The following is a 17,634-nucleotide window of genomic DNA, read 5'->3' on the forward strand; positions in this document are numbered from 1 at the left end:
ATAAAGCAGCATTAATTAACTATGAATGTTACCATCTGGCATAATTGCACCTGCTAAGTTAGCACCAATCAGTTTCACTAGCAAGCGATCGCCAGAACGAATTCGTGCGCCTGTTAAGTCGGCTCCACGCAAATCAGCGCCACTAAGATCCGCACCAATTAGGTTAGTATTACGCAAATTTGCTTCTCTCATATCTGCTAAAAGTAAGTTAGCCCTAAATAAATTTGCTTCTGACAAATTTGCACCTCTAAGAATAACTTTGTGCATAAAAGTATCACTGAGATCAGCACCACTTAAATTCGCATAACTCAAGTTTCTCCCAGATAAATCTTTGTTACTTAAATTTGCTCGACTAAAATCTTTACCGCTCAAATCTGTACTCTGCTTTGGCGGTTGAGGTGTGGGTTGTGGCGATTTTGTTGGTTGAGGTGACTGGTAGTGCGGAGTAGTATGATGCTTACCATTTGAAGAGTTACCATTTACAGAACGCAATTTGTCCCGCGCTTCATTAATTGCCTTGAGCTTTTCTTGAGCTTTTTGTTGCAAGCGGCTATTATCTTTGGGAAGGCGATCGGGATGCCACACAAAGACTAAATCTTTATAAGCCTGGTTTACTTCATCAAGCGTTGCTCCAGGCTCTAATTCTAAGACTCGATAATACCGCTCCAACTCTTTCATAAGCTGTTTTTAATAGTCAATTTCAATGGTCAATAGTCAATGGTTATTGTCCCTTTTTATCCGTGTTCCCGTCATCTTCCTATTTCTCCATTTCGCCATCGATTCATAGCTCTGAAATATGCTGCAACAGGAATTTGATAAACCTCAACAATAATCCACAAAACGATTGATAAATGTGACAAAAAAGTTAAGATAGTCCAGATGTATGGTAGCCAAGTGATGGGAGAATCAATAGATGGAGGAAAGTAGAAAGCGACGATGCCAATTAAACTAGTAGGAAGAAAGACAAAAGCGATCGCGGCTATCCCATAACCCCAACCCAACTCCACACCTTCTAACTGAGCTTCTGTCCAACTAAAACCATTCCAACGCCAAATTAAAGGCGGTTGACGCGAAGGCATCTTGATTTGTTGTTGCTCTAAGTTAACAGTAAAAATCTCTTGGCAGAAATCACAAGCCATCGTCTCCATTAATGGCATTTGTGAAATCTTACCGACTCGACAAACTGGACAAGGATAAACTCCATGATGGTCAAAAGATTTGGTGAAGATTTTGGAACTGGGCATCATAAAACTAAGTTATCCGCAAAAGTATATGTGTTGGCGCAAGATTGCATAACCAAGCTTGTAAGGGTTTTGGGGAAAGTATTCTCCTCATCCTGACACCCTTAAGCTCATTTTTCAGTTATCAACCAGCCACAAGCTTGCATTCCCAGAGTTGTAATGAGTCTATCGTTTTTTTGGGTGTTGTGTGGTGCTTGACGGGAGCGATCGCTTTTGTTATTGTGAGCCTAGCAAAGCTATATATTCAATTTTGTATCTCAGCGCATCATCTATGTTCAGCAGCAATTACTACTTTTATTTTTGGTTTAAGGCGGTTCACCGGGGGTGAGTCACGTTTCCCAATGGAAACCGCCCGGTGAACCGCAGAAGCCCACTCTGCGGTTTTTTTGTTTTTAGGAGCGCCCTAGGAGGGGAAGTCAAAAGTCAAAAGTATTAAATCCCCTTAAATCCCCTTACACTTTCACCTGTTACCTGTCACCTATTACCTATGTTTCTGAAAATATTGAGCATGATGGCTAATATCGACAACTACTTTTACAGCTTTTACTTTTGGCCTAGAGCAAATTCCGGGTAAATAGCGTCATGTCAATCAATCAGAACGCGCCCGGAAACTAAGAGTCTCCGGGTTTTTTTTATAGCAAATTGCTGAGTGGAAAACCAGTAATTTCAAGGCTTTGAGCAATCAATACTGTCCTAACTTAAATACAGTTCAGTTAACAGATTTCTACTTGATTGTGTCGGAAAAACCAAGAATTGGGGGGATTCTCCCCCATACCCCCGATTGGGGGCATTCTGCCGCCCCCAAACCCCCTACAGAAGGGTTGATCTGTTTACGCTTAAGTTTCGATTTTTTCTTAAGCGAACTGTATTAGGCTATATCTTTCATACTTCAGACTTCAAACTTTATACTTTCGGAGAATCAAACCATGATTAACGCCAAACTCGCCGCCCAATCTCATCCCAACCACCAAACAATTGTTAAACTCTCAGATACAATCGCCTTCGGTGGCGAAGAACTAGTAATAATTGGTGGCCCTTGTACAGTTGAAAGCTTAGAACAAATGGAAACAGTCGCTCAAAGGCTATCTTCTGCACCAGTGCAAGCCTTACGCGGTGGTGTTTACAAACCCCGCACCTCGCCTTACGCCTTCCAGGGAATGGCAGAAGCCGGATTAGAAATTTTAGCAAGGGTGCGATCGCTCTACAATATTCCTGTAGTCACAGAAGTCATGTCAATTTCCCAAATTGAAGTCATCGCCGCCCATGCTGATATGCTGCAAGTTGGTAGCCGCAATATGCAAAACTTCGACTTACTCAAGGCTTTAGGACAAGTTGACAAACCAATTTTGCTCAAACGTGGTTTAGCCGCCACAATTGAAGAATTCGTCATGGCTGCTGAATACATTCTCAGTCATGGTAATCAAAATGTAGTGCTGTGCGAAAGAGGTATCCGCAGCTTTGATAATTACACCCGCAACGTCTTAGACTTAGGCGCAGTCGCAGCACTCAAGCAAATCACTCACTTACCTGTGATTGTAGATCCTTCCCACGCCGTCGGGAAACGAGAACTAGTTGCACCTGTCGCCAAAGCATCTGTGGCTTGTGGTGCAGATGGGTTAATTATTGAGTGTCACCCAGAACCAGAAAAATCCGTTTCTGATGCCCGTCAAGCATTATCTTTAGAAGACATGGTGAACTTAGTTGATACATTAAAGCCCGTAGCATCTGCTGTAGGACGCAGAATATCAGAAAACAAAGGGGTGGGTGTAAAACCTGCCCCTATTTGTTACGCGGCTTAAGATTTCTAACGAACCACAGAGAGAAGTTGCGTGCGGGGGTTCCCCCCTTTGAGCAAACTTCGGTAGACGCAGAGGACATGGAGAAATTATACTCTCCGCGCCTTTGCGTGAGATAAATTCTTCTGTAATTACGTAACACTAAAATCTTCTTTAATTGATAAAAATAAATTGTAAATTAAGATGTAATTGCAATAATTCTATTTTAGAATAACATCCCAAAACAATTGAATCAAAATTCAAAATCAAAAACTGTATTTGTTTGATAATTTTATGGTATGATTTAGTCCAACGTGGATTTATTAGAAAATAATTATGGACTTAGAAAGTTTAGAAAAAGAATTACAAAAAATCAAAAATAGTCTTAAATATCCTTGTGTAGCTATTATTGGAAAAACTGGAGCTGGCAAAAGTTCTTTAATAAAAGCAGTATTTGGGATTGATACCCAAGGAGTAGAAGGTATTAAAACTGGTGCTGGTAAACCCCAAACGACAGAGTATGAAAAATATCCAAAGCATCCAAGAGAAGATAAACCTATATACCTTTATGACTCTCCTGGCTACGAAGCTCATAAAACACAGGAGTTTTTAGATAAGACAATTAAGTTTTTAGATGAGCGTAAATTAAAAGTAATTAATAATAATTTTTCAAGTGATGATAGTATTCACTTGGTTTGGTACGCTGTAGCTGGATCTGGTAAAAGATTTGAAGAATTTGATAAAACAATAATAAAAAAAATTAAGGAAAATAAAATACCACTAATTATTGTTTTAACCCAAATAGATATGTTGAAAAACAAAGAATTAACTGAGTTGAAGACGGAAGTGAAAAATTATGTAGATGAATTAGCCAAAGAGCTTCAAGGGACAAGAAAAAATTTAAACATAGAAATCTTAGAAGTTGCAGCAGACCCACACGAAAGAACCTCAATAATCGAGAAGCAAGAGTATCAAGAAAAACTATTGCAGCTTGTAGATAAAAGTATTGAATTATTACCGACCACCTATCAAAATGCCTTTATTTACTCACAAGAACTAAATATAAAAAAGAAAAGGAAAATAGCTTGGTTGTTTATTGTAACTGGCGCAAGCGCTACTTTTGCTAGTTCATTTACACCTATCCCAGGAACTACACCTTTTGCAACTTTTGGTACTCAATATAGTCTTTTCCAAGAATTAGACAAAATTTATAGTTTTCAAAAATATTCACAAGAGATAAAAGAATTAGTTAACAGTATAGATCAGAACAGAGGGCTTGTTTTAGCGGCTGGTTTGGTACTTGACATAGGCTCTACTACTTTTAGTATTTTATTTCCGGGTTTATTTGTTGTTGGAGAAACTATAGCGGGAGGTATTGCAGCTACTTATATTTTAAATGTAAGCCTTGCATACGCTAAAACTTTAGAAGAAGTATCTCTGCGTTATCTTAGCTTAGATGTTACTAAAGATGAAATCTTCAAGTATTTTAAAGAACATTTTAAGAAAAATTTTGATAAATATAATCAATTGCCAAATATTAAAGGAGTAAAAGATATAGATAAAATAGGAGAAGAGTATATAAACGAATAAAATATAGCTATCTTAAATTTAAGAAAAAATACTATTATAAAAGTAGTATTTGATTTATTGTTTCGTGTTTTTTGTTTCTGGTTCTGAGTATAAATATAATTTTTAGTAGATAATCAAATTTATATATAATATTATTTTGCCTATTTTCTCATTAATAATTCAGAATTGCTATATTAGAGTAGTAGATAAGCAAAGATTAATACTGTAATGACTACCAAACAGAACAACACCTCATTTAAGTTCACTTTTACCCAGCTATTAATAGCGGTTATTGTCATAGGTATAATATGGATAGTGGTAAGTAGTAGTTTTATATTCAAAAATATTTTAAATAAGTCAGGCTCCATTGAAAAAACTATGGAGGCAGCAAGAGCAGTTTTGTTAGAAACTCAAAAAAAAGCATCTACTGAAGGGAGAAGTTATACTCTACAGTTTCGGAATAGCGCAGAAGGTGTTGAATATTTAACAGCACAAACTAGTTCACAATCTGAATGGCAAAAACTTAGCAATGATACAGCTATAGTAGTGCAGGAATCGAAAATATTGTTTGATTCTAAAGGTAATTTGAAATCATTAACCAGTCCGTTGACTTTTGATTATAAAAGTCAACGGAAATGCTGGATTATTGACTCAAATCTCAAGAATATTAGGGAGGAAGAGGGTGGAGATTGTAAATGATAAATTTCAATTAACTGCAATATTATGTAGCCTGCAACGATAGGAATAAAACAGCAAATTTTTCAACTAAACTTCAAATACAACACCGCGATAAATTTTTCACATCTGGATATACGCCACGCCGATATTCAGGAATCCATAGGCGTAAATCGCTGTTAATTGGCTCAAATTGAGTATCGCGCAGCAGAAAGCTAAGATAGGTCAAAATATTACCACTGATGCGGCTGTGTTTGAGTGTTCCTCCGGGTATTGGCACAATTTCTCCATCTCGGTATTCGCTGCGTCCTTCCGCTTTTTCTTCAATGGCGCGATATTCATCCAAAGTGTAGCGGTGCTTGATTGTAGAAACCATAGGTCTTAAGCGATCGCACTGGCTCTAAAATAATAAAACTATTTTGTCATAGAAAATTTCCATCTCCGGCTGAACGCAAGTTCGTATACATTAATTGATGGGCTGCAACAATCGGAGGGTAAAATGGTAGAAGAGTCACAACAAAAACGTGTGGTAGTCGTTGGTGCAGGTTGGGCTGGTTTAGGCGCAACCTACCATTTAGCCAAGCAAGGATATGATGTGACACTTCTGGAAGCAGGCCCTTATCCTGGTGGCTTAGTAGCAGGTTGGCAAACCCCAGGCGGTAAATCTGTAGAAGCCGGAATTCATGGCTTTTGGTATCCTTACAGAAATATTTTTGCCCTCATCAACGAATTAAACCTTAACCCCTTCACTACCTGGACTCGTTCTGCTCAATATTCACCCGCAGGTTTAGAAGTAGAATCACCAATTTTTCAAGAATTACCCCAGCTACCTGCACCTTTAGGCACATTTCTCTACACTCACTTTCAGAGATTGCCACTTGTTGAACGTCTCAGCGCCCTACCTTTACTATATGCTGTAGTTGATTTTGACAATTCTGATGCAGCTTGGCGGCGTTACGATTCTGTGACGGCGCGTGAACTGTTCAAAGATTTTGGTGTGTCTGCAAGGCTTTATCGTGATGCGTTTGAGCCGATGTTGTTGGTAGGTTTATTTGCTCCAGGCGAACAATGTTCAGCCGCGGCAACATTAGGGATGCTTTATTATTTTATTTTGGCGCATCAGCCTAATTTTGATGTGGTTTGGTGTCGCGGAACTGTAGGAGAAAAAATCTTCCGTCCTTGGGTAGAACGAATAGAAAAAGCTGGTGGCAAAGTATTACCAAAACATCGCGTAACTGATTTAATTATTGATAGTAATAATCGCGCTACAGGTGTGGTTTGTGGTGATGAAGTGTTTAACGCTGATGTCGTGGTTTTTGCTGTTGGTGTCACTGGGATGAAAAAAATTGTTGCTTCTAGTCCTAGTTTACAAAGTCGGGAAGAATTTCGGAATTTAAATAATTTAGGAGCGATTGATGTTTTAGCAACGCGGCTGTGGTTTGACCGCAAAATTGATATTCCTCGCCCTTCTAATGCTTGCTTTGGCTTTGATGCCACGACTGGATGGACATTTTTTGATTTGAATGCGCTGCATGATGAATATCAAAATGAGCCAGGAACAGTAATTGAAGCTGATTTTTATCATGCAAATCAGTTTCTAAATTTAAGTGATGCAGAAATTATTCCCATAGTTCAGAATTATTTAGCAACTTGTATACCTGCATTTAAAGAAGCAAAAGTAATTGATAGTAGTGTAATTCGCTTGTCAAATGCGGTAACTCATTTCTCTCCTGGTAGCTATCAATATATGTTGCCAGCCAGGACAAGTTTTGCCAATGTATTTATGAGTGGTGATTGGATTGTCAACCGTCACGGTTCATGGTCGCAAGAAAAAGCGTATGTTACAGGTTTAGAAGCAGCAAATTTTGTAGTGTCTTATTTAGGTGAAGGCCAACCTGCTGAGATTTTACCTGTACAAGAAGATGAAGTACATATCAAAATCGGGCGATCGCTCAATGAAACAGTTCGTAACCTAACTAAGTCTATCTTGCCTGATTTTTGGTTGCCCTAATACCGCAAGACGGAAGTCAAAAGTCAAAAGGTTATGTGCTGCAAAGGGTAGATGTGCAACTGTTTTTAGCAGAGCAAACACAGTTGCAAGGTAAGCGAGATGAAGCTTTAAAGCACGCTAGGAAAGCGCGGCACTTGGCTACCTGCGATGGTGGTGAGTATACCTATAAAGTTGCACACCATGAAGCGGCGGCGTTGTTGCGTCTGTTGGAAGAATAATTTGTAATTAAGAAATTTAGATTTTATGGGGTTTCGGGGGGTAAATCTGATACTGATATTGGAGAGGATATTTTAAAATCCTCTTGTTAGGAGCAAAACATTTTAGATCCCCCTAAATCCACGCCACTTGCTACAACGGGGAGACAGCCGCGTGGGCGGTTTTCCCGACTTGAGCGGACTGTCGTGGGAACCCTCGCAACACAGTGCCTCCCCTTAAAAAGGATGACTTAGAGGCTGAAGCATTTCCCTCCTTTTTAAAGGGGGCTAGGGGGATCTTTTTAAACAATCCCTAGTAGGTGTAATTTAACTCATGAGCAATACTTTAAACAGGCGGCAACTACTAAAGTTACTAAGCATGACTGCCTTGGCAACTTCCTTTTCTGGTTGTGTAATTTCCCCAAAAGCAGCCACAACAAAGAACTGGGGATATATCGGCAAGCAAGCGCCAGAATATTGGGGTAAGCTTTCGCCTGAATTTGAGCTTTGTTATTCCGGTAAAAGACAAACGCCAATTGATTTACAACTTGCCAGTGTCAAAAGTATTGATAATAAAAATCAAGATTTATTGGTAGTTAACTATCAACCAACGCCCTTAAATTTGATTAATAATGGCAAAACAATTGAAGTTGACTATCAACCAGGAAGTTTTATTGATAGCGATCGCCAAGCTTATCAGCTGCTTCAGTTCCATTTTCACCATCCCAGTGAACACCACATCAACGGGAAAGAATATGATATGGAACTGCATTTTGTTCACCGTAATCAAGCTGGCAATTTAGCAGTTATAGGTGTGTTTTTAAAATCAGGAGAATTTAACCCTAATCTCCAAACTATCTGGGATGCCATACCGCAAACCCAGGGAGAACAAACCCAGGTAAAAGATACTATAATTAACGCGGCTTCATTACTACCAGCAGAACGCAGATTTCTAACTTACTCTGGTTCTCTCACCACCCCACCCTGCTCAGAAAATGTTACATGGTACGTGATGGAAACCCCCATTGAAGCATCTACTGAACAAATAGCTAAATTTGCCCAGTTATTTCCCCATAATAATCGCCCAATTCAAGCCGTGAATGAGCGGACAGTTTTTGAAAGCGCCAATGCTCAATGAAGAGTGCTGAATGCTGAGTTAAAATATCGCCTATAAGGCAATACAGTTCAGTTAAGCATTTCTTCCTTCGTGTCCTTTGCGGTTCGTTACCTTACCTAAACGGTAATGTCGTAAATAGCGTAGACAGCAATAATTTTATTACTTTTGCGATCGCCTTTCTCAAATCACACCTGAGATATCAAATATACTTTTGAACTTTTTTATCTAAGATATCTCAGGCTATTTTATCTAACTTTGTTCTTGAGGAACTTGTCCAATTTGTGCTGTCAGCTTTTCTTGATCACGCTTGCGTTTTTTGGCGTATAGCTGAATAGTAACCGCCATGAAAATAATCAAGGCAAAAATTCCCCAAGCTGTAATATCTGTAGGTAGATTGTTTTTAAATACAGCCAAGAGTACAATCACCACTAGCATAACTGTAGGCGCTTCATTTAAAGCCCGCAACTGCTGGCCAGTCCAGCGACATTCATCGGCGGCTAACTTTTTCATCAGACGACCGCAGTAATGATGATAACCCAGTAAAATGGCGACAAATAGTAGTTTGAAATGTAACCAACTCTGTTTTAAAACATCTGGTTCAGTACTTAATAAACCAATTGCCATCGCTACTGTTAATATCATTCCAGGAGTAGTGATGATGCGGTAAAGACGTTTTTCCATAATTTGATACTGATTTTTCAGTATCGTGCGTGCTGGTTCTGGTTCTTGGTTAGCTTCAACATGGTAAATAAACAGACGCACCAAGTAAAACAACCCAGCAAACCAAACTACAATGCCAATAATATGAAATGCTTTAAACCAAGAATAAGCCATAAATCACCATCTCCATTGATGTGGTTTTAATACTTTGTAAGTTGCTAGAAATTTTGCAAATTTAACTTACAATAGTATTAGATTTTTTTGCCAAATCTTCAATTAGCTATCTCTTAAACACAAATAAATTTTCTGTGTTTATCTGTACTTTCATTTTTATAATATCGATTTTTGCCAACTAGTTATCTATACGTCTCACAAAAGGTAATAAGTCGTCTAAAATTGTTTTATGATAGTGTTCTTGCGGGTAATGTCCGACATTATTAAGTTTGATGAATTCAACATTTGGTGCTAAATCAACAAACTTTTGTGCTATGTCCACAGATAACCAAGGGTCAATCATACCCCATTGAACTAAAATTGGCTGTTGCCATTGTTGAAAACCTGTTTCGATTTCGGTCATGGCTTGGGGAAGTTGTAAATTGCGAATGCTTGATAGTAGACCTCTACCAGCAGCAGAAGTTTTCAAAAAAGGTCTGCGGTAAACATCTAAATCTTTATCTTCTATGCGGTAACGGCTACCACCTTCTAGTGTACGGTCTACTAATAAAGGGTCTTGGGTCATCATTTCACCTGCTAATGGTAAACCCATTTGTTTGATTTTCCAAGGTACTTTAGCAGTAGTTGAAATGGGAGTATTTAAAATAGCAATGTTGGCTATTTTTTCTGGATGACGCAAAGCATATTGTAAACCAACCGAACCTAAAAATCCTTGCACAACCAAAGAAAACTTTTCCAATTCTAACGCTGTAATAAATCCTTCTAAAGCTGTAATGAATGCTTCAGGAGTGTAGGCAAAATCGCGTTTTTCGGGCATAGCAGAAAAGCCATAACCAATCCAATCAGGTGCGATCGCCCGTGTTCCTTGACTGGCTAAAGCAGGTATAATATCCCGCCAACTATAACTTTGTGAAACTAAACCGTGCAGCAATACTACAGGTAATAAATCACTTTGCCCAATTGGTGCAGCTTCCCGATAAAACCACTCTAAAGAATCAACTTTTATTTTATGTTCTGTTACAGACACGCTATTTTCCTATTTGTTTTACACACAAAAGCCTTGTGTATTCAACGACAAGGCATAAAGATAAAAAGGTATTTTTTATTAAGAGTCCATAGAAGTAATCATCTCACGAATTGTATAGGCTGTTGCTGGTGCTAGTAACACACCGTTACGATAATGACCCGTGGCGAGGAGGATATTACTAAATCCTGGTAGTTTCTCAATTATCGGTGCTGGGCGACCTTCAGGACGCGGGCGTAACCCTGACCATGTGCGAGTAATAGTTGCTGATGCTAATTCGGGACAGAAAGCGATCGCTTGTTGTTTGACTGATTCCAATAGTTCATAATTGGGTGATATCTCATCGCCATTAGCAGGAAACTCCACCGTTGCGCCTATCCAATAGTCTCCGCCTCCCAGAGGGACTATATGCACATCATTACAGGTAATCATCGGCTGGAATTCAGGATTGCCGATGGAATGCCCTAAATTTACTTGTAATGCTTGCCCCAGAACAGGGCGGATATCAATTTTTTGGTTTAATTGGGCTGTTAGTGGTGTAGAACCCAGTCCAGCCGCAACTACAATCCAATCGGCGGCAATTTTTCCTTCTGTAGTTTCGATTGATGCTGCTGAGATATTTGAAACATTCACGCCAAACTTGAAGGTAACGCCCTTTTGTTGAGCAGCTGCAACTAACGCTAAGGTTAAAGCTGTAGGGTCAAGTTGACGGTCTTGAGGAGAGTAGACAGCGCCAGTAATTTTGTCATTATGCACTTGTGGGCAAATACTCTTGAGTTTTGCCGTGTCCCAAATTTCCAATTGCCAACCTTGAGAGGAGCGAATTTCAACTAGTTTTTCCCAACTTTCAAAATTTTCAGCCTCCCAACATAAGTGCAAAATACCCTGACGATTGAAAGGGATTTTACGCCCGGTTAATGCTTCTAGTTCAGGAATTAAAGTTTCATAGCGTTGGATGCTGCTTTGCCGCAGCTGCCAAGCCTTACCCTTGGCTTTCTGACTAATGACACCTATTAAAACGCCAAGGGCAGCACCTGTAGAAGCTTGTGCGGGTGGTTGTTGGTCAACAACGGTAATTTGTAACCCTGTGACTTGACTCAGTTCATAGGCGATCGCAGCCCCAACGACACCACAACCGATAATAATTACATGACTCATTGCTTCGATACTTAAAAGTTATGAGCTAAAAGTTAAGACTAGCTAATTCCTAACTTCTAACTCATAACTCAGGACTTCAACACCTATGACTCAGCTTGCTTACTGGCTTCAGGCAGTATTTGTAGGAATTTGTCAACATCTGTAAAAGCAGCTTTGTAGTTACTTAAGGCAACTAGACTGTTACCATTAGTAGCCGCTTGATCAACTTTAACCAAGTGGTTCAGTAAATCTCTAGTGATTTGACGTGCTGCGGTTTGGTCTTTGGGTAAAAGATGGGGTGTAATGTAAGTCATGGTCAGCCTAGCTTCTGCCATCGGGCCATGAATAAAGTTACCCACCTTAATCCACTCATTTTCTTGGATGAGATTTTTCAATTCATCTGCGCGATCGCGCACAGTCTGAATCTCAGGTAAATATTCCTGAATTTGTGCAATTTGATCTGCCGTATATGTTGGTGGTGCAACTGCAACTCCAGGGCCGCCACAACTAATGAGGAATGTAGCCAATAATACTAGGATTAATGAGAAAATCGAGCGTTGACGCGCCATAAACTGAACTTAAATTTGTTTTGTGTTTGCCAGCTAACAGTGTAATTTTAGATCGCCAGGGTAATTTCTCGTCTTAGCAAGTAAATGATTTTGCGGAAAATTCTGAGATTCCTCCCAAATTTTTAAGTATAATTGCTCAATAAAGCTTAAACCTAAGACTAAAATTTCATAATTCATAATTCACACTTCACACTTTATAAATGTTAAGAAAGGGTAATTTTAGAGTTGCTAAATCTAAAACGTCTTGATAAGCTGAAACACCAATAAGATAAGCCTTCTGGCGGTTTGCTGTCGTCACAGTCCCCTTAAGCCGACTAACTATTTAGGAGTGTTTTTCCGTGAACGCATCTGAACAGGCAACTAACCTTGAACTCGCCAGCAAGATTGCTACGGTAGTTAATTTGTTCAAATTCGAGTTTCCCGATGCAAAATCAGATTTAAAACCCTGGAAGAATGATCCAGAAACCAGGGATTTAGTTGATCCAGATTCCATAGACATCGGATTTCACTTTCCTGGAATCAGTAAATCCTGGCGCAGTCGCAGTGTTTTAATTCAAATCCGGTTTTATCAAGATCCAATCACAAACACACGTCGGGCAATTGGTGTAGAAGTTGCAGGCTTTGATCATCGCGGTGAAGCGTGGCGACTTTCCACTGTGGAAAACTGGAACTTCGTTGGTGAGTCTGCGCCGTCTGCACAAATAGCCGACAAGCTAAAACAATTTTGTCGGCATATTTTGGAAGTGTTTAATGAACTCTGAAATTTCATTCTTACACCTTGAAACCCATACACTCATTATTCAGCGTCAGGATTTTCTCCCAATTCTCTCAAACGGGCAGCTAAACGTTCAGCTTGTGCCTGTGCAGCATCGGCTTGTGCCTGTGCTGCATCAGCTTGTGCCTGTGCAGCATCGGCTTGTGCCTGTGCTGCTTCTTCTGGTAAAGGCACAAGATTACCATCGGAATCGTAAAATCGTAACCAAATTGCTGTTTCTCGGTCTACCGTGCCTTCCCAGGTTCCCAACCATAAATTTAAACGCTGACACCATAGCCAACCACGTTCATTAGATGTTAAGGGTTGGTAATTCTGATTTGCATCTAAATGCCAACCTTGCAAAGAATTGCGGTCAAAGGGGTCATACACAAAGTAATCTGGTGTGCGAAAGATTTGTTGATAAATTTCCTTTTTTGTCACTTTGTCAACCCGCGCCGTAGATGGTGACATCAATTCCACAATGACATCTGGGTAACGACCATTTTCTTCCCATACCACCCAACCCTGCCTAGAGGTAGTACCATCAACATTCAGCACTGCAAAAAAATCAGGGCCACGAAAATCATTGTTACGCGCTTGGGTACTGCTGTAATAGATGAACATATTACCACCTGTGTAAAAGTCGTTTCGGTCAGCCCAAGCTTGCTGCAATGACCGGATTAAGACATTCATGGCGATGCGGTGGCGATTTGACTCCAATGGTTCTCCGTCATCAAATATTAAATCTGTGGGTGGCATGGGGGGTTCCCAGTCCACAATATCATCCGTCTGGGAAGTTATTTCTAAATTTGGCTTACTGACTGTCATGCCAACCCCCTAAAATAGACTGTCAAAAACTTTTCATATACTAATCATGACCAATTTTGCAGCCACCATCCACACAGTATGCTGATTGATAGGTAGTAGCACGCTTGCCAAACAGGGTATAACGATTGTCGCGGATTTGTGCGTAAAAGCGATCGCCTGCCCACTTCATCCCAGGTATGGCGCGATAAGCATCTACAAACAGACTACCCATAGGTAATAACTTACCAATTTCTTCGGCTGCATCACTACCTTGCCAGTGCCGTTCAGGGGTATTAGCATCGATCAATATCATTCCCTGTTGACAATCTTGCGGTGTAATTCCCCACTGTGTAAGTGTTGGTTCGTCTTGCATGGAGGCGTAACGAAATAGCTTTCCTTGGTCTAGGGTTTCTAAAAATTGTACTAAAGTAACGCAGAGATTACAATTTCCGTCGTATACTACATAATAATTCATTAAAATAGTACCTCTTTTCAGATTACCGTTTAAGTATAGCGTTACACCTAAATCAATTATGTCTGCGGTGAGAATGATGCAAGAAGAGAAAATCTTAAAGATTGATTTTGCTCAAGAAGATGCTTGTGCAGAAGTTCTGCCGCGATCGCACATAATTTCTAGTTACCATGCTAAATGGGATGGGATTCGTTTGGATATTCATCAACAGCCTGCTCATGAAACCCCCGAACATTTGCCTCAGCAACACATCATTTCTATGAGTTTGACTCATCGTTTAACTAAAGCCGAACGAGTGTTAGATGGACGCTTTCAGTATGAAAATATATTCAATGGCGATATAGCTATTATTCCAGCCAACACACATCATATTTCTCGCTGGGCATCAGATGCTGAATTTATCCTCCTCAGTCTGGAACCAGCATTTTTCAATCGGATTACTTTAGAATCTATCGATTTAAAAGATGTTGAAATCAAACCTCATTTTGCTGCACCTGAACCACTAATTCAGCAGATTAGTTTAGCACTGAAATCAGAATTAGAATCAGACGGTTTAAGCAGCAAGATTTATATCGAATCTTTGACAACTACACTTTGCATTCACTTGCTGAAACACCACTCAGTCACTAGTAATAAAGTTCTGGAATTATCCAATGATAAAGGTTTATCGCCAAGAAAGTTACGTCAAGCTCTTGGATATATTCATGAAAACTTGGCAAAGGATTTGACTTTAGCTGAAATTGCTGCGGTAGTGGGAATGAGCATGTATCATTTTTCCCGGCTATTTAAACAATCTACAGGTTCTGCACCGCATCAATATGTGATGAATTGCCGAATTGCCAAAGCGAAAAAGCTATTAACTGGCACTGAAAAAACTATCGAGCAAGTATCTGAACAAGTTGGCTTTCAAAGTCAGAGTCATTTTACTAATGTTTTCCGCAAATTTATGGGTATAACGCCAAAAGCATACAGAGAGCAGGTGAAGATTTGATAAACATAATTCAAAATTTTCTACCCATAAAGAGCATTAGTTTTTATTAAAAAGAATGTTGAAAATTTTCTACTCTCATTTGATTGTTATACAGCGATCGCTGGTGGTCTTTCTACTAGACCGAAATCAGAAGGGAGAGCTACATAAATCAAATGATCTACCCATTGCTCATTTTCATAGTAAAAGCCACGACGAACACATTCTTTTTGCAAACCAACACTTTCAGCTAGAGCAATAGAAAGATGATTATCCAGATTGATAGCGGCTTCGATACGATGATACCCAAAATTCTCAAACCCCGCGACAAGTGCTGCATTTACAGCTTCTTTTCCAAAACCCTGTCTCCAATACTGATTATGGATGCTATAGCCTAGATTAGCCCACTGTTTTTCTTCGCGCTGAATGGTTGAAATATCGACGTTGCCAAGGTGTTGATGCGTTTGCCTACAGAAAACACCAAAAATATACGCATAATCGCTTAATGCTTGTTCTTGGTGGCGTTTACACAAATTTGAAAACCAATCGAAATCACAACCATCTAAGCTAATTTGCCCCTCGTCATATTTGTACTGCTGTGACAATCGACCTGAAAAACCAGCATACCAAGATTGATAATCGTCGGATTTTTGAGGGCGGAGGATCAGGCGTTCAGTCTCAAGCTTCAGTGTCCAAGATGTTTCACTCATCGCTAACAGTGGTTAAGTAATTCGGTGCGAATATTTACCGTTAGGATCAGTGGCGGATCTTTTTCTCCCACTGATTGATTGTGTATTTTTTCTACTCACAATTCCAGACCATTGGACTTTTTTTTGTTGTTCACGGCGATAAGAAAAGAAATGCTCTGGACTTTGGTATGTACAATAAGGAGCGATCGCAATTTGTTCTGCACTAATTCCCAAATTTTCTAACTGCAAAGTATTTACCCGTCGCACATCTACTCTTACCTTTCCAGGTTCAGGATCAGCTAATAATGGGGAATTGGGTAGCTCATGTAACCCATGAACAATTTTTTGTGCGTCTTCATGTGATATAATACTGGCTCCAATTTCCGCAGCTACCTCAACAGAAACTTGGTAAACTTCACCAGCGATCGCCGGCCCCATCGCAAATCTTAAATCTTCTAATTTGCTGCCTTGGGCTTGTAAGCGGGCGATCGCCTGGGGAACAATCTTCGCGGCTGTACCCCGCCAACCCGCGTGTAATGCAGCTACCTGTCCAGTACAAACATCCCCGATTAACACAGGTGTACAGTCTGCACTGGCTACCCACACAGCTTGTAAAGATTGTTCGGTGACTAAACCATCAGCCGCAGCGAAAGCCGAGTCTTCATCTTCCGCCATATTGTTTAACTGCGAGTCAACTTCTTGGGGTGTGAGAACTGTATTACCATGTACCTGTTTCAAACGATAAGTTGAGGCGCTTGGGTGCAGGACTTGTGTTAAATCTTGGGGCGATCGCGGCCAGAACTGGTGAGTAAAAAAGCCGTGTTGCCAATTTTCTAAGAGACTACAGGTAAGGTATGGCAATCCTTCCCAATTTCGCCAGTGCCAAGTGTGCATCTTGAACCTAACCTAAACAAAAATCAAAATCAGCCAATTAATGTTAACTTGAACAACGGGATTTCGGTTCATGCCTGTGGAATTTGATCAGCAAAAGTTGGAATTAGCTTTGAAAGCAGGAAGGGAGGATGAAAATTTACCATTTTCGCTGCATATTTTTGACAGCCTTGCTTCCACCAACCAAACCCTCTGGAATTTGTTAGCACAGGGGGAAAAACCTTGGTCTGTAGTGATTGCAAGACAACAAACCGCCGGTAGAGGACAATGGGGACGGCAGTGGATTTCTCCTACTGGAGGCTTATACCTTTCGGTTGCGATCGCGCCTAAACTAGAAGCTACTGCCAGTTATCAACTAACTCTTGCTAGTGCTTGGGGCATTGCTTCCCAACTGCGTCAGTGTGGCGTAGATGTCGGGATTAAATGGCCTAATGATCTAGTATTAAATGGTCGCAAATTAGGCGGCATTTTGACAGAAACTAAAATAAATAATGGATATATTATCCAAGCAGTGATTGGGGTTGGCATTAACTGGACAAATCCAGTACCAGAAACTGGAATAAATCTAGAACGATGGCAAGCCTCCCGCCCTACCAAACCAATTTCTTGTCTGGAAATTCTCACCTCTGTTGTTTTGCAGGGGTTACAATCCGGTATGGAATGCCTTTACCAAGAAGGAATAAGCATACTCTTGTCGCGCTATTTGGAATTATTATCTAACATGGGTGACAAAGTATACATTGATAATTTGGTAGGCACTGTGGTCGGCGTGACATCTGTGGGTAAGTTACGTGTTTCTTTGGAAACTTATGATACAACAGAAATAAAAACACCAGAACTTTACATTGAACCCGGTACAATCACTTTGGGTTACAGTAAATCTTCGGTTTCATTATAGGTTTGTTATT

General features: G+C 40.0%; 19 protein-coding genes and 1 pseudogene. 9 read left to right on the plus strand and 11 right to left on the minus strand.

Going from position 1 to position 17,634, the window contains the following annotated elements; translation table 11 throughout:
* Positions 1-15 precede the first annotated feature (15 nt).
* A complete protein-coding gene (locus IQ259_RS00560) occupies positions 16-678 on the minus strand; it encodes a pentapeptide repeat-containing protein (RefSeq protein ID WP_193879266.1) in 663 nt (220 codons plus the stop codon).
* Positions 679-749: 71 nt separating this feature from the next.
* Positions 750-1,244: a hypothetical protein gene (locus IQ259_RS00565; RefSeq protein ID WP_193879548.1), complete on the minus strand. Its 495-nt coding sequence runs from the start codon at positions 1,242-1,244 to the stop codon at positions 750-752.
* A 923-nt stretch (positions 1,245-2,167) separates the two neighbouring features.
* Between IQ259_RS00565 and aroF the strand changes: the two genes are divergently transcribed.
* The 3 genes from aroF (at position 2,168) to IQ259_RS00580 (ending at position 5,284) form a co-directional block, all read left to right on the plus strand.
* On the plus strand, positions 2,168-3,040 hold the full coding sequence (gene aroF / locus IQ259_RS00570) for a 3-deoxy-7-phosphoheptulonate synthase (RefSeq protein ID WP_193879269.1): 873 nt from the start codon (positions 2,168-2,170) through the stop codon (positions 3,038-3,040).
* A gap of 312 nt (positions 3,041-3,352) precedes the next feature.
* Complete coding sequence (locus IQ259_RS00575) at positions 3,353-4,606, plus strand: GTPase (RefSeq protein WP_193879272.1); 1,254 nt, start codon at positions 3,353-3,355, stop codon at positions 4,604-4,606.
* Between the two features lie 207 nt (positions 4,607-4,813).
* Positions 4,814-5,284, plus strand: coding sequence for a hypothetical protein (locus IQ259_RS00580; protein WP_193879275.1), 471 nt, complete (start codon positions 4,814-4,816; stop codon positions 5,282-5,284).
* A 100-nt stretch (positions 5,285-5,384) separates the two neighbouring features.
* Here the strand turns inward: IQ259_RS00580 and IQ259_RS00585 are convergent.
* Positions 5,385-5,636 (minus strand): annotated as a pseudogene (locus IQ259_RS00585) (Uma2 family endonuclease); the annotation flags it as partial.
* 123 nt (positions 5,637-5,759) lie between these two features.
* Between IQ259_RS00585 and IQ259_RS00590 the strand changes: the two are divergent.
* From IQ259_RS00590 to IQ259_RS00600, 3 genes are all read left to right on the plus strand, one after another.
* Complete coding sequence (locus IQ259_RS00590) at positions 5,760-7,271, plus strand: FAD-dependent oxidoreductase (RefSeq protein ID WP_193879278.1); 1,512 nt, start codon at positions 5,760-5,762, stop codon at positions 7,269-7,271.
* A gap of 35 nt (positions 7,272-7,306) precedes the next feature.
* Positions 7,307-7,489, plus strand: coding sequence for a hypothetical protein (locus IQ259_RS00595; RefSeq protein WP_193879281.1), 183 nt, complete (start codon positions 7,307-7,309; stop codon positions 7,487-7,489).
* 310 nt (positions 7,490-7,799) lie between these two features.
* The gene (locus IQ259_RS00600; RefSeq protein WP_193879284.1) at positions 7,800-8,603 is read left to right on the plus strand and encodes a carbonic anhydrase; all 804 of its coding nucleotides are present in this window, start codon (positions 7,800-7,802) and stop codon (positions 8,601-8,603) included.
* Positions 8,604-8,831: 228 nt separating this feature from the next.
* Here IQ259_RS00600 and hemJ read toward each other — a convergent pair whose 3' ends face one another.
* From hemJ to psbQ, 4 genes are all read right to left on the minus strand, one after another.
* Positions 8,832-9,416 (minus strand): protoporphyrinogen oxidase HemJ, encoded by a 585-nt coding sequence (hemJ, locus tag IQ259_RS00605; protein ID WP_193879287.1) that lies wholly within the window; start codon positions 9,414-9,416, stop codon positions 8,832-8,834.
* Positions 9,417-9,594: 178 nt separating this feature from the next.
* Positions 9,595-10,443 (minus strand): alpha/beta fold hydrolase, encoded by an 849-nt coding sequence (locus IQ259_RS00610; protein ID WP_193879290.1) that lies wholly within the window; start codon positions 10,441-10,443, stop codon positions 9,595-9,597.
* 78 nt (positions 10,444-10,521) lie between these two features.
* Positions 10,522-11,598 (minus strand): FAD-binding oxidoreductase, encoded by a 1,077-nt coding sequence (locus IQ259_RS00615; RefSeq protein WP_193879294.1) that lies wholly within the window; start codon positions 11,596-11,598, stop codon positions 10,522-10,524.
* A gap of 83 nt (positions 11,599-11,681) precedes the next feature.
* Positions 11,682-12,146, minus strand: coding sequence for a photosystem II protein PsbQ (psbQ, locus tag IQ259_RS00620; protein WP_193879297.1), 465 nt, complete (start codon positions 12,144-12,146; stop codon positions 11,682-11,684).
* 338 nt (positions 12,147-12,484) lie between these two features.
* On the opposite strand from psbQ, the gene IQ259_RS00625 reads away from it, so the two are divergent.
* Positions 12,485-12,907: a hypothetical protein gene (locus IQ259_RS00625; RefSeq protein WP_193879300.1), complete on the plus strand. Its 423-nt coding sequence runs from the start codon at positions 12,485-12,487 to the stop codon at positions 12,905-12,907.
* 35 nt (positions 12,908-12,942) lie between these two features.
* Here the strand turns inward: IQ259_RS00625 and IQ259_RS00630 are convergent, their stop codons facing one another.
* Together IQ259_RS00630 and IQ259_RS00635 are read right to left on the minus strand one after the other, a co-directional pair.
* On the minus strand, positions 12,943-13,728 hold the full coding sequence (locus tag IQ259_RS00630; protein ID WP_193879303.1) for a Uma2 family endonuclease: 786 nt from the start codon (positions 13,726-13,728) through the stop codon (positions 12,943-12,945).
* Positions 13,729-13,768: 40 nt separating this feature from the next.
* Positions 13,769-14,182, minus strand: coding sequence for a thiol-disulfide oxidoreductase DCC family protein (locus tag IQ259_RS00635; protein WP_193879306.1), 414 nt, complete (start codon positions 14,180-14,182; stop codon positions 13,769-13,771).
* A 76-nt stretch (positions 14,183-14,258) separates the two neighbouring features.
* On the opposite strand from IQ259_RS00635, the gene IQ259_RS00640 reads away from it, so the two are divergent.
* On the plus strand, positions 14,259-15,170 hold the full coding sequence (locus IQ259_RS00640) for an AraC family transcriptional regulator (protein WP_193879553.1): 912 nt from the start codon (positions 14,259-14,261) through the stop codon (positions 15,168-15,170).
* Between the two features lie 86 nt (positions 15,171-15,256).
* Here IQ259_RS00640 and IQ259_RS00645 read toward each other — a convergent pair whose 3' ends face one another.
* Positions 15,257-15,856, minus strand: coding sequence for a GNAT family N-acetyltransferase (locus IQ259_RS00645; protein WP_193879309.1), 600 nt, complete (start codon positions 15,854-15,856; stop codon positions 15,257-15,259).
* 12 nt (positions 15,857-15,868) lie between these two features.
* A complete protein-coding gene (gene pgeF, locus IQ259_RS00650) occupies positions 15,869-16,729 on the minus strand; it encodes a peptidoglycan editing factor PgeF (RefSeq protein ID WP_228014263.1) in 861 nt (286 codons plus the stop codon).
* A 70-nt stretch (positions 16,730-16,799) separates the two neighbouring features.
* Between pgeF and IQ259_RS00655 the strand changes: the two genes are divergently transcribed.
* Positions 16,800-17,624, plus strand: a complete 825-nt coding sequence (locus tag IQ259_RS00655; RefSeq protein ID WP_193879312.1) for a biotin--[acetyl-CoA-carboxylase] ligase — start codon at positions 16,800-16,802, stop codon at positions 17,622-17,624.
* Positions 17,625-17,634: the final 10 nt, after the last annotated feature.

The organism is Fortiea sp. LEGE XX443 (assembly GCF_015206815.1).
Taxonomy (GTDB): Bacteria; Cyanobacteriota; Cyanobacteriia; order Cyanobacteriales; family Nostocaceae; genus Nostoc_B.